This window comes from Pseudoflavitalea sp. G-6-1-2 (genome assembly GCF_012927185.1).
Taxonomy (GTDB): Bacteria; Bacteroidota; Bacteroidia; order Chitinophagales; family Chitinophagaceae; genus Pseudobacter.
The window spans coordinates 94495-108131 of the sequence record NZ_JABBGB010000003.1 but is presented as its reverse complement, the minus strand read 5'-3'; the positions used below and the strand labels follow the sequence as shown (position 1 = coordinate 108131).

9 protein-coding genes are annotated in these 13637 nt (G+C 46.8%); 1 reads left to right on the top strand and 8 read right to left on the bottom strand.

Features of this window, described 5'->3' with window-relative positions; all coding sequences use genetic code 11:
• Positions 1-168: 168 nt before the first annotated feature.
• The 6 genes from HHL16_RS17740 to thrA all read right to left on the bottom strand — a co-directional run bounded on the left by HHL16_RS17740 (position 169) and on the right by thrA (position 7865).
• Entirely contained in the window at positions 169-1353 is a 1185-nt protein-coding gene (locus tag HHL16_RS17740; protein WP_169426641.1) for a FecR family protein, read from the bottom strand.
• Between the two features lie 76 nt (positions 1354-1429).
• Positions 1430-2041 (bottom strand): RNA polymerase sigma-70 factor, encoded by a 612-nt coding sequence (locus tag HHL16_RS17735; RefSeq protein ID WP_169426639.1) that lies wholly within the window; start codon positions 2039-2041, stop codon positions 1430-1432.
• Between the two features lie 63 nt (positions 2042-2104).
• The gene (locus tag HHL16_RS17730; RefSeq protein ID WP_169426637.1) at positions 2105-3001 is read right to left on the bottom strand and encodes a hypothetical protein; all 897 of its coding nucleotides are present in this window, start codon (positions 2999-3001) and stop codon (positions 2105-2107) included.
• A 157-nt stretch (positions 3002-3158) separates the two neighbouring features.
• A complete protein-coding gene (gene thrC / locus HHL16_RS17725; protein WP_169426636.1) occupies positions 3159-4460 on the bottom strand; it encodes a threonine synthase in 1302 nt (433 codons plus the stop codon).
• Between the two features lie 9 nt (positions 4461-4469).
• Positions 4470-5411, bottom strand: a complete 942-nt coding sequence (locus HHL16_RS17720) for a homoserine kinase (protein ID WP_169426634.1) — start codon at positions 5409-5411, stop codon at positions 4470-4472.
• An 18-nt stretch (positions 5412-5429) separates the two neighbouring features.
• Positions 5430-7865 carry a bifunctional aspartate kinase/homoserine dehydrogenase I gene (thrA, locus tag HHL16_RS17715; protein WP_169426632.1) on the bottom strand — a complete coding sequence of 812 codons (2436 nt, stop codon included), beginning with the start codon at positions 7863-7865 and terminating at the stop codon, positions 5430-5432.
• 316 nt (positions 7866-8181) lie between these two features.
• Between thrA and HHL16_RS17710 the strand changes: the two genes are divergently transcribed.
• Positions 8182-10761 carry a phosphoenolpyruvate carboxylase gene (locus HHL16_RS17710; protein ID WP_169426630.1) on the top strand — a complete coding sequence of 860 codons (2580 nt, stop codon included), beginning with the start codon at positions 8182-8184 and terminating at the stop codon, positions 10759-10761.
• A gap of 143 nt (positions 10762-10904) precedes the next feature.
• On the opposite strand, the gene HHL16_RS17705 is transcribed toward HHL16_RS17710, so the two are convergent.
• Together HHL16_RS17705 and HHL16_RS17700 are read right to left on the bottom strand one after the other, a co-directional pair.
• The gene (locus HHL16_RS17705) at positions 10905-12035 is read right to left on the bottom strand and encodes a porin (protein ID WP_169426629.1); all 1131 of its coding nucleotides are present in this window, start codon (positions 12033-12035) and stop codon (positions 10905-10907) included.
• An 86-nt stretch (positions 12036-12121) separates the two neighbouring features.
• Positions 12122-13510: an ammonium transporter gene (locus HHL16_RS17700; protein WP_169426627.1), complete on the bottom strand. Its 1389-nt coding sequence runs from the start codon at positions 13508-13510 to the stop codon at positions 12122-12124.
• Positions 13511-13637: the final 127 nt, after the last annotated feature.

Below are 13637 nucleotides of genomic sequence, written 5' to 3'. Positions count from 1 at the left end.
CTTTTATGGTCAACTGAACTCCGCCGGAAACGAGGCCAATCGGTTCCGGCATTTTTTTGTACATCAAAAAGAAGGAATGCATTGCGGGTACGGAGGCAACGCATCCTTCCATGACCTTCTGTACAAGGTCATTTATGAAATTTCATTCAGATAGGTGTAATTGTTGTATCAGGGAGTGACAACCAGGGTTCTGCCATTGAGGCGAAAGTGAACATTGGATTTTTCCAATGCCAAGATTACTCCGCTGAGCGGAATATCTCTGGTCATTTTTCCTACGAATTCTATATTGGGTACAACAGATTCATATTTTACGTCGATGTTGTACCACCTCTCGAGCTGGCGCATTACATCGTCGAGTGTTGCATTTTCGAAATTGAAAATGCCGTTCTTCCAGGCCATTACTTTTTCTGTGTCAGCCTGCTGAACCGTTATTTTGGGCGAACCCGATTTCACGCGCAATGCAGCCTGCTGGCCGGATTGCAGCACTACCTTTTGCAGGCCGGGAACTGCTACCTGCACTTTGCCTTCGAGCAAAGTGGTATTGAGTGAAGGCTCATCGCGATAGGCATTTACATTGAAATGAGTGCCGAGCACTTCCACCGAAAACTGTTTATCGGCATCTACGAGAAAGGGCAGTTTCTTTCCATCCTTCTGCTGAGCCGCCACTTCGAAATACACTTCTCCTTCGATGGCCACTCTTCTTTCTTTATCGGAAAATTTAGTGGGGAACCGGATGGAGCTGGCTGCATTCAGCCACGCGATTGTTCCGTCGGGCAATACAATTCTGAATTGCTTGCCGCGCGGAGTAGTAAGAGTATTGAATGTATTTTCGGATGCTTCTCCGGCATCGTTGTATTTGAGTTGTCCGTTGGCCAGAATGGCATCTGTTCCGCTCTGGCGGATCACTGTACCATTGCCCATACTGTCGAGCACAATGCTCGATCCGTCTGCAAGTGTGAGGATGGCTCCATCGCCGGCTGGTTTTAATTCTTCAGCAATAACAACCGGTTGGTGCTTTTGATCTGGCTGATCTTTTTTACCGGAGAGGAAGAACCATGCGCCGGCAGTCAGCACCAATAAGGCGGCGGCAGCCCACCAATATTGCATGCTGCGCAATTTCGATTGCGGTTGCCGGGCAGTATTTTTTTGAATGGATTGGCGCATTCTCAGGTAAGCTTCCTGATAATTGGGCTGCCACTCGTATCCCTGCTGCTGTTGCTGCTGCATGATGCGATCGAGCATATCCTGATATTCAGGCTGCATCAGCAGCCTGTTCAGCAGTTGCCGATCCTCAGCACTGATAGTGCCATCGATCCAGGCAGATATGATTTTCTTAAAGTCTTCAGGATTCATGCAGGTACGGTTTAGCGTTGCGCTTTTTATATGACGCACAGGAAAAGATGGATAAGGGGTCGGCAGGAAATATTTTTTATTTTCTTCCCAGCCAGCAGCCTGAAATGAGGAGTAAGGCGTTGAGCAGGCCGGGATAAGCAGCCAGTCTGGTTTTCAGAAAAGCCAGGGCTTCTCCGATATGTTCGTTTACGGTGGCTTTTGAAATCTGCAGTTGTTCGGCAATTTCTGCATGGGTAAGTCCATCCTGACGGCTCATCCGGAAAACCTGTCGCCGGCGTTCGGGAAGCTGATCAATGGCTTTTTGCAGCAGCTCACGGGATTGTTTGTAATCGAGCTGACCCACCGGTGAATCGGACTGCTGGGCAGCGATTTCCGGAACAGTGGCAGAAATACCACCATCTGGTTCATGCAGCATTTTGCGAAGTCCGGAAATAGTCCTGTTGCGCGTAACTACATGAAGCCATGGCTCGAAATCCTGTACCGTAGCCAGTTTGGAGCGATTCAGCCAGATGCTGAAGAAGATATCCTGCGTGATGTCTTCCGCAGCAGCATTGTCTTTGATGTAGGTGCGAACATGAGCAAATACCTGCAACCAGTATTTGTCGAACAGATGGGTAAAGGCATCAGAATCGCCTTCGGCGATGTTTCTGAGCAGTTCTCCGGGTTTATATGAGATTTCAGCGGCCAATGCTGCAAACTACTAAAAATCTCTTTTGCAGGAGTGGCGCAGGGGTAATTGGGTAGTAAACACCTATTTGTACTGTTTTTTCACAGCTGTGATAGCAACCTTGTCTGTATTAGTCTGGGTATTTACAACTTCTCCATTAAACTTATTCTCATACGAATATTTATAGTCGAATCCTGAGATCACACCTGCAGCATCTATTGTATTCGTGTATTCATACAGATCGGTATAAATATTTACAGCATCAGGACCAGCCTCTTTTTTCTGAGTTCTGGTAGAAACCCATTTTATTTGTAAAGGATTATTTGCAGAAAGCAGATGCTCTGTCTCGAAAGGAGCATTGGGAACAGCAGCGAAAATCAACATTCCCAGACCGTTTCCGGCAAAAGGACTCATGTTATTGTCATAAGTGGCATCAAACTTTTCTGTCAGAGAAACACCGCCGCTCACACTGCTATACGATTGACTTACAATATTTCCATTTACATCATATTTGAACTTGTAAGCACTTTCAGCATCACTTTCATCCGTTATCGTTTCAAGACGGTTACCGGAAAATCCAAAGTTGATTTTGTTTGTTCTGGCAAGCTGCCCATCAACAGTAAAAATTTTCACCTCGGTCTGAACAATTCTTTTTTGTCCATCCATCTTAAAAGTTACCTCCTGATCGCGAAAGAAAGTATTGTCCCCTGTTCTCAAATATGTTTCTGCCTTTACCGGAAGTCCGTTATTGTACGTTATAGTGGTATAGCTATATTCTTTATCTCCCGATTCGACGTTAGTGTAACCGAAGCGGATGAGTTGGTCCTCACTATTGTACTGAAAATTTTTGGAGTCATGTTTGCCAGTCCATTTCTGCAACAGGATATAATCTTTGTTGTCCTCTTTGTCTTTTTCTTTGTCTTTTGTGCAACTTGTAAACAGCAGGGCAAGTGTTAAGAGTGAGAAAAGGGTATTTTTCATCGGGGGTTAAATTTGCAGCAAAAGAAGCCAAATGGATTGAAACACCATAGCGAAGAAGACATTTAGTGATAATTATCACTTTATGAATTCGTGTACAGGCAATAAAAAACAGCCTCTGCAGGCTGTCCTTTATTTCACCGTCTTAATAAAAACAATATCATCGCAGCTTCAGCAGCTGTTCTTTCAATGCCTCGTATTCTGCCGGCATCAACACCGCCTGTTTTGTTTGATTGATTACACCACGCACTGAATCGGGCACCGGAATATTGGAATGGATCACCGGCTCCACCACATCGTAGAACTTTACAGGATGCGCTGTTTCGAGAAATATTCCTTTTGCTTCCGAATCTGTTTGCAGGTATTGCTGCAATGCCCTGTACCCTACTGCGCCATGCGGATCGGGCAGATAGCCATATGCAGAGTACACTTCGCGAATGGTTCTTTTTGTTTCAACGTCACTCACACTGTAACTGCTCAATACTTTTTTCAAAGAGCCTAACTGCTGATTGAATATTTCGAGTATGCGTACAAAGTTGCTGGGATCACCTACATCCATTGCATTGGATATGGTGGGCACAGCCGGCTTCGGCACATAATTTCCTGATTCAAGAAAATCGGGCACTACGGTATTTGCGTTGCAGGCTGCTACGAAATGTTTAACAGGCATGCCCGATACATGCGCCAGCAATCCGGCACAGATATTTCCGAAGTTGCCGCTGGGCACGGAAATTACTGGTGGCGCAGTTTTATCTTTCCATTGCTGCCAGGCAAACAGGTAGTAAAACTGCTGCGGCAGCCATCTAGCTACATTGATGGAATTGGCTGAAGTGAGAAAGAGTTGTTCTATGAGCGACTGATCTGCAAATGCCTGTTTCACCAATCGTTGGCAATCATCGAAACTTCCTTCCACTTCCAGCGCTCTGATATTTTTTCCGAGTGTGGTGAGTTGTTTTTCCTGCACGGAGCTTACTTTTCCGGAGGGATAGAGTATCACCACTTCCACTCCCGGTACATCGTAAAAGCCATGTGCCACAGCGCCGCCGGTATCTCCGGAAGTGGCCACCAGCACTACAACCTTCTCTGTAATTGATTTTGAAAAATACCCCAGACAGCGACTCATGAATCTCGCACCCACATCTTTGAAAGCAAGCGTAGGGCCATGGAATAATTCAAGTGTGCTGACCTTATCGTTCAATTTAACCAGTGGTATTTCGAAGTTGACGGTCTCCGCAACTATTTTGCGCAGCACATCTTCGGGAATATCGTCGCCTACATACGGACTGATCACGCGATAAGCAATATCTTCTTTTCCGTACTGTTCGATATGATTGATGAACAAAGGATCGAACTCCGGTATGCGTTTGGGAAAATACAATCCCTTGTCGGGAGCCTGCCCTCTGATGGCAGCCTCTTTGAAACTCACAACCGGCGATTGTCTGTTCAGACTATAGTATAACATGATGATTGTTTAAGATGAATGAGAAGGCACCTGCGAAATGCGTACACCTTCATAACTGATACTGGTTACATAGGTTTTGAATTCGATGCCCAGTTTGGTATACACCTGCTGCATCAGTTGCTCCACATCATTGGCCGTGTTCTCTTTTTCGCTCAGCATAAAAATGGAAGGACCAGATCCGGAGATACCGCCACCAAGTGCGCCTGCATCGCGGCTCAGCGCTTTCACTTCGTCGAAACCGGGAATGAGGATGCTGCGCACAGGCTCGATGATCACATCTTCGAGAGAACGACCGATGAGTGCATAATCCTGCTTCAGCAATCCTGCCACCAATCCTGCAATATTGCCCCATTGTTTGATGGCGCTTTTCAGCTGCACTTCTTTGCGAAGGATCTGTCTTGCATCTGCCGTGCGTACTTCTATCTGAGGATGCACTACCGTCACAAACAAAGGTGGACCAGACAGCTGCACAATATCGAGCGGAAAAATGGAGCGGATCAGCGTAATGCCTCCATAGATCGCCGGTGCGATATTGTCGGCATGTTTTACACCACTCGCAACTTTCTCTCCATTCATCGCAAAGCGAACGAGGTCTTCTTTAGAGAATGGATTGCCGAGCAGATGATTGGCAGCTACTACTGCGCCTGCGGAACTTGCAGCACTGGAACCCAGTCCACTGCCTGGTTTGATTCGCTTTTCGGTTACCAGGTGAAAGCCCGGAGGGTTGGGAAGCTCTTCGAGCATGGCCAGCAATGCGGCTCCTGCCACATTCTTTTCCGGTTCGGTGGGCAGCTGGTAAATATCGGTATGCTCGATGGTGAGACCGGGTTCATCTTTGAGAGAAAGCGTCATCACATCATCCGGACGATGCAATGCCATTCCCAGCACGTCGAATCCGCAAACAAGATTGGCCACGGTGGCCGGAGCATGTACCTGAACAGATTTGTCCATGAGTTTTGTGTTTAATGGTTAATGTGCTGCGCGAAGTATATCTGCAAATACACCAGATGCTGTTACTTCTGCGCCTGCTCCTGCTCCCTTGATCACCATGGGCTGATCGGGATAACGATTGGTATAGAACAACACTACATTGTCTTTTCCGTAGAGATGATACAGGTTATGTGCAGGATCGATATGCTGCAATCCTACTGATGCTTTTCCGTTCTCGAAACTGGCAACGAACTTCAGTTTCTTTCCATCATTCGCAGCCTGCTGATAGAGCGCTTTGAAATGTGCTTCCTGACTGGCCATCTCTTTGTAGAAATCTTCAACGCTGCCCTGCATGCAGCTGGCGGGCATGAAAGTATTGTTGGAGATGTCTTCCATTTCGAGTTGCTCTCCCGATTCGCGCGCGAGGATCATGATCTTTCGCATTACATCGGTGCCACTGAGATCGAGGCGTGGATCTGGTTCGGTGTATCCTTCATCCTGCGCCTGCTTAACCACTTCTGCAAATGGACGCTCACCGTTGTAATGATTGAAAACGAAGTTGAGCGTGCCGCTGAGTACCGCTTCAATTCTGTTCACCACATCGCCGCTGCGCATGAGGTCGCTGAGCGTACCTATCACTGGCAACCCTGCTCCCACATTGGTTTCGAAGAGAAAGCTCGCATTGTACTCGCGGGCAAGATCTTTCAGTTTACGGTAATAGGAGTAAGAAGATGAGCATGCCACTTTATTGCAGGCAACTACGGAAATGCTTTTGCTGAGCAGTTGATCATACACTTTCGCTACTTCGTTGTTGGCTGTAACATCAACGAATACAGCGTTGCGGAGGTTCTTGTTGCGAACGAGTTCCACAAATTGCTGCAGTTCCATTTCTTCACCACCATCGAGGGCTGCTTTCCAGTTTTGCAGATCGAGTCCATCTTCTTTGAAAACCATCTTGCGGCTATTGGCAATACTGATCACACGAAGTTGCAGGCGAAGATTATCCAGCAGATACTGTTGTTGCTGTTGCAGCTGCGCTATCAGCTTCCCTCCTACATTGCCGGTTCCGGCGAGAAAGAGGTTCACTTGTTTGTAAGAGGTTTCAAAGAATTCTTCGTGCAGAATATTGATGGCTTTGCGAACATCTGCAGCAGCGATCACCGAAGTGATGTTGCGCTCAGAAGATCCCTGCGCGATAGCACGGACATTCACGCCGTTTCGGCCCATCGCTCCGAACATCTTTCCGCTCACGCCGGGATGGCTCTTCATGTTATCTCCTACCAGGGCAACCACCGCGAGTTCTTTTTCGATTACCAGCGGATCTACTTTTCCCGACTGAATTTCGAATCGGAATGCATCGTCTATCACCTGCTTTGCTTTTTCGGCATTGGCATCTTCAACACCAACGCAGATGCTGTGTTCAGAAGATCCCTGAGTAATGAGTATCACATTGATCTGCTCATTGGCCAATGCTTCGAACAATCTTTTGGAGAAACCCGGAATGCCCACCATGCCGCCGCCTTCGAGGCTCAGCAAAGTAATTTTATTGATGCTGGCGATGCCGCGGATATGATTGCCGTTGAGCTTCACATCTTTTTCGATGAGTGTGCCGTATGCTTCGGGTTCGAAAGTATTTTTCACCCAAACCGGAATATTCTTTTTCATCACCGGCTGAATGGTGGGAGGATAGATCACTTTTGCGCCGAAGTGTGAAAGCTCCATCGCTTCCTGATATGAGATATTCGGCAATGCTTTTGCATGTGGCACCAGGCGCGGATCGGCAGTCATCATACCACTTACATCGGTCCAGATTTCGAGCACGTCTGCATCGAGTGCAGCAGCGAAAATGGCTGCAGTGTAATCAGATCCGCCACGCCCTAACGTTGTGGTGTTGCGGCTTGCATCGGATGCAACAAAACCTGGAACAATCACCAGCTGATTTTCTACTGCTGAAAAATATTGCTGAATGGCGTGATCAGTTACATCGCGCACCACTGCAGCATGACCAAAATTTGAATCAGTGAGAATAAGTTCGCGCGAGTCTTTCCATACAGCTCCATCTGCTGCCATGCGAACCGAAATGATATAGGAAGAAATGATTTCTCCGAAACCTGCAATACGATCGCGTGTGCGTGCTGATAATTCTCCGAGCAGAAAAACGCCATTGCATACATCTTCAATTTCATTGCAACGCTGTTTAACCCAACTCAGTACACTGCTCTGTTTTGCAACAGGGATCAATGCTTTCACGGCTTCGAGATGCCGTTGTTCTATGGTGAGTAAAACCGATCTGAATTGTTCGTCCCCTGCTGCTGCGAGCGCACCGCTCTGCAGCAATAAATCTGTAACACCTCCGAGCGCTGATGCCACCACCACAGTGCGTCCCTTCTTCTGTGCCTGCTGCACTATAGCCACTACTTTATTAATATTGACGGCATTAGCAACGGAAGTGCCGCCAAATTTCATAACCTGCATAAAATGAATGTTGATTGATGAATGATGATACAGTGATCCTTCTTTGTTGGTAGCTAGAAAAAAGCCCAGATGGTAATATGGAAATATACAACCCTTAGCGGGTTGTCGTAATCGTAATAGTAGTAGTCGTAGCCGTGGATGCTACGATCGCAGAGGAGATGATATGTTGATTAACTGCCACTATTATTCTACTAATTAAGTCAAATATACAAAGGCTATTCTATAACACCCGTTAGTTTCAAAAAAATAATTTTCGTTCATCACATCATCCGTTTTTATGGTGTAATTTCAGCACCCATTCTAAACGCTTATAAACATGGATCATCAGTCGTCGAGAGGATTGCAGCAGTTCAAGAACTACGTAGGTATTAAGTTTCAGTTGTACAACAGTTTATTCACTTCACTGCCCTTTCACCGCATCGAAAAAACCGGCATTCTTTTATCGCTGTTACTGAATAATTGTGAAGAAGGTTTTAAGCGAAAGTTAAGCCCTGTTCAGATCATTGAAGAGTTCTTCGAAAAACATACATCATACAATAAGGAGCAGGAGAAGATCGATCTGCTCTTCCGTTTCATTCAATATGTTGAACGCCAGGTAGTGTTGTTCGATGCATTGGAAGATGCGGCTTTCCGCGAAGTGAACGATACCAGCGGCATCGGTACACTCAAACATCTCGAATCTGAAATAATTCAGGAGAATGCACAGGAGCAGCTGGCTGAAAAGCTGAAAGACTTTTCTATCAGACTGGTACTCACTGCACACCCAACACAATTCTATCCCGGTACCGTACTCGGCATCATCAACGATCTCTCCCGCGCATTGCAGGAGAACAATGCCGCACAGATAAACACCTATCTGCAACAGTTAGGCAAAACGCCTTTCTTCAAAAAGCAGAAGCCAACTCCATATGATGAAGCGATCAGCCTCGTATGGTATCTCGAAAATGTATTCTATCAGGCGGCTGGCCGCATCATCAACTTCATGAAGCAGCAGTTTCCCGATGCACTGCCTGCCAATAATCCTGTGATCACCATGGGTTTCTGGCCTGGTGGCGACCGTGATGGCAATCCCAACGTGAGAGTAGACACCACTCTGAAAGTAGCGGATACACTTCGCGGCAGCATCATCAAATGTTATTACCTCGATGTACGCCGTCTCAAACGCAGGCTCACTTTCAAAGGCGTAGACACTATTCTGAACGACCTCGAAAAACAACTCTACAACAATATCTTTATACCCGGACAGCGAACCGCACTCAGTAAACAGGCGCTGCTCGATGAGCTCTTCAAGATCCGCGACATACTGGTGTATCAGCACAACGGATTGTTCCAGCATCTGGTAGACAGTCTCATCAATAAGATCCAGGTATTCGGACTGCACTTCGCTTCGCTCGACATCCGCCAGGACAGCTCAGTGCACAACACCGTACTCGAAGCCATCGCTGCCAAAGGAGATGGACTTCCCGCCAATTACGCATCGCTCAGCACAGCTGAAAAAATAAACACACTAACGTCGCTGAACAGCCGATCCAATGCAGATCTGTACGAAGACGGTGTGGTGCGCGACACACTCGAAACTATCAACGCCATCCGAACCATTCAGGAATACAACGGACAGGCAGGATGCAACCGGTACATCATCAGCCAGTGCAACAGCGTGCTGAATGTGCTGGAAGTGTTTGCCCTCTTCACACTCTGCGGATGGAAGAAAGATGAGCTCACTATCGACATTGTACCACTCTTCGAAACCATCGACGATCTGCAGCAGGCGGGCGAGATCATGGCAGCGCTGTACAGCCATCCGGTTTACAGGCAACATCTTGCAAATAGCGGCAACAGACAAACCATCATGCTCGGTTTCTCCGACGGTACCAAAGACGGTGGTTATCTGATGGCCAACTGGAGCATCTTCAAAGCCAAAGAAGAGCTCACACGCCTCTCCAAAGAATATGAGATCGATGTACTCTTCTTCGACGGCCGTGGCGGTCCTCCCGCACGCGGAGGCGGTAAAACACATAAGTTCTATGCGAGCATGGGACGCAATATCTCGAACGAAGAAATTCAACTGACTATACAGGGACAAACGGTCAGCTCCAATTTCGGAACCGTCGATTCGGCGCAGTTCAACATAGAGCAGTTGCTCAATGCAGGTATTTCCAACGACCTTTTCTCTACCAAAGAAACAACACTGGATCAGCAGGAAGAAGAGCTGCTGCGCGAACTGGCCAACGAAAGTCTGGTTGCATATTCTGCATTGAAGAATCATCCTGATTTTCTGGAATACCTCAGCAATGTGAGTCCGCTGAAATTCTACAGCGAAACCAATATCGGCAGCCGTCCGGCCAAACGCGGAAGCGGTGGCAAGCTGTCGCTGAAAGATCTCAGAGCCATTCCATTTGTAGGCGCATGGAGTCAGTTGAAACAAAACGTTACCGGCTATTACGGTGTAGGCATGGCTTTGCAGACACTCGACAAAAAAGGCAAAACACCTGAGCTGAAAAAACTCTATCAGCAATCGCTTTTCTTCAAAACGCTGATCGACAACTGCGAGATGGCGATGAAGAAATGTTTCTTCCCGTTAACAGAATTCTTATCACAGGATGCCCGTTACGGAGAGATCTGGAACATGATCTACAATGAGTACGAGCTTACGCAGCGATACATCTTCCTCATCACAGGAAAGAAAGAGCTGATGGCAGATTATCCGGTAGAGCAGCTTTCGATCTCCACCCGCGAGCGGATCGTATTGCCACTCACTACCATACAGCAATATGCGCTTTGCAGAATGAGACAGATGGAAGAAGAAGGCGCACCGGCACAACATCGGGAAATATTGGAGAAATTAGTGATCCGCAGCGCATTCGGCATCATCAACGCCGGAAGAAACTCGGCATAACCGAACTGCATATCAATAAATTTAAAGGCGCCGGAAATCCGACGCCTTTTTTTCTTAACAAAACAACACAGAAAAATCTAAGGCAGTAAGTAGTGGTTGATTGTTAATATGGTTGTAAGGGTTAAGTGTATTGCAGTAGTCAATCAGAATTTATAGATGGCCGCTAACAAAAAGCTAGCAGTTGATTTGGTTGCATTCGCATTTTTGTCGACGAAGAGGTCTTTACTTCCCTGATCCAGCCTGAATTCCGGAATGAAAGTAAATCCATCCACTTTGAAATTGGCACTCAGTGTTGTTGCGAAAACTGATCCACCTTCAGGTGATGCACTATACATTTTCAGTTGATCTTTATCGTCGAAATATTCTCCACGGAGCGAAAGTCCGAACCATGGTTTCGGATCAACATTGAGATAAAGCGCAGTTCCCCACCACTTCTTTGCGTCCTGATTTTCTTTTTTTGCTCCATCCCACAGCTTAGTGCTGTTGTAGGTTGCATTGAATCCAACGCTGAAATGATCGTTCAGTTTTGCAGTGGTCACAAAATCGATCTGACTGCTTTTGATGGTATCCGGATCTTTTCCTCCTACATAATTCAGGTACAGTTTCACATCTTCGCTTACAGCGAGACTGTATTGTGCAATGATGAATTTCTTATTCACTTTCAGATCTGGCGGAATGCGATAATCGGTTGCATTGGAAACGCCAAACATAAATCCATGTTTGCCTTTGGTAACTTCTGCTTTCACTCCAGTGTGAGAGAATGGTCCGTTTGTAAACATATAGCTCATGCTATAGTTGCGATTGAGATAAGGGTCGAGCACCTCATAGCCAACATGCGTGCCCCATGTGCCGGCGGTGAGTTTCAGCCAGTCGTTAGGAGCATAAGTTACATAGAGTTGCTTAACGGCAGCGAGCAAAGTGCCTTTATCTCTGTAGGCAAATTCTTCTGCGCGCGTTCCAAATCCGAGATCAGCAACGATACCCACTTTGCCGAAACTATGCTCCACTTTCAGAGAAGCCATGCCCAATGCAAAACTGTTATGTGAACCGGTGAAAGAAGTGAGGTTGTTGTAAGCAGCTGTTTTGTCGGGCTTTGCGAAGTTGTAGCGATAGTAAACATCGGCATATCCGGAGAAAATGGTGGCAGGTTTTGCAGGTTCCGGGGAGGATGTTTCCTGCGCGGCGGCCGCCGTAACAGGAGCAACAGCTTCCTGTGCAATAGCAGGAACAAAACAAGCCATAGCAAGGCCTGTTGCAAAAAATTTTTGTAACATTGCGATAGATTTTAAGTGTTAAAGGAAAGGGTACGGTGATGGGCGTGTTCCAGACGCTTATCAGTCAACCGTATCCTTTTCTATTTTTAGTGTTCAGTCTCTATGATCTCTTCTTCTTTCATACTTCCATTGCTGTGTACCAGCAAAGTTCCCTGCAGATACTTTTCGTTGTGTTGTGTAGCATCGAGCCCTAATTCTTCTTCTTCGGAAGTAACGCGAAGCGGAAGAATGAAGTTGATGAATTTGAATATGAGAAAAGATACCGTGAAACTGAAAACAACCGCGATGAGCATACCTTTCAGTTGCACCCACAGGAAAGATGCATTGCCTAACCAGAGGCCATCTGCACCAGCGCCATTCACTGCTTTAGTGGCGAATACTCCGGTGAGCAGCATCCCTACCATTCCACCTACGCCATGGCAGGGGAATACATCGAGGGTATCATCCAGATTTGATTTTTGTTTGTAGTAAACAAGCACATTCGACACCAGCGCAGCCACCACACCAATGGTGATGCTTTGTGGTATTGCCACGAAACCCGCGCCGGGAGTGATGGCAACGAGACCAACAACAGCCCCGATGCAAAAGCCAAGAACAGAAGGTTTTTTACCGCGCAGTACATCGAAGAACATCCAGCTGAGTCCCGCTGCTGCGGCAGCTGTATTGGTAGTGAAGAAAGCAGATACTGCCAGACTGTTTGCAGCCAGTGCAGAACCGGCATTGAATCCGAACCAGCCGAACCAGAGAAGACCTGTTCCGATCAGCACGTAAGGGATATTTGCAGGAGGAATTTCTTTATGTTCCATATGCGATTTGCGGCGTTTCAGCACCAACGCACCGGCCAATGCTGCGCAACCCGCAGAGATATGCACCACTGTTCCACCGGCAAAATCGAGCACTCCCATTTTGAAAAGGAAGCCTTCGGGATGCCAAGTCCAGTGTGCAAGCGGAGCATACACCAGCAAACTGAACAATGCGATGAAAAGAATGTAAGATGTGAAGCGGATACGTTCTGCCACTGCGCCCACCACCAGGCCGGGTGTAATGATGGCAAACATCAATTGAAATACCGCAAACAGCGATCTGGGAATAGTGCCCCATGGTTCGCCGGAGGCTACGCCTTTGAAGAAGAAATGCGCCGTAGGATCGCCGATAAATCCACCAATTGAAGGGCCAAAGCAAAGGCTATACCCTACTACTACCCAAAGCACACTCACTACACCGGCGGCAGCCACGCTTTTGATCATGGTAGAGATCACATTTTTGCGATGCACCATGCCACCATAGAAGAAAGCGAGGCCGGGCGTCATCAGAAAAACAAGGGCAGCCGCTACAATTACCCATACAATGTCAGCAGAATTGTATGCACCTTTACTGTCTGTGAAATCGGGCACCGAGGGGATAAATATGGCTGCTATTGCCACAGCCGCCAGCACCAGGAAAGGAGCCACCGACTTAATGCTGATCTTTTTCATACCGGTTGATTTTAGTGTTGTTATTAAGAAAAATAAGATGTGTGTTATTACACTAAAAATACTTCGAAAAGCTTTCGAAATCAACCGATATACATACATTGCAATTATTTACAATATTAACGTTTAT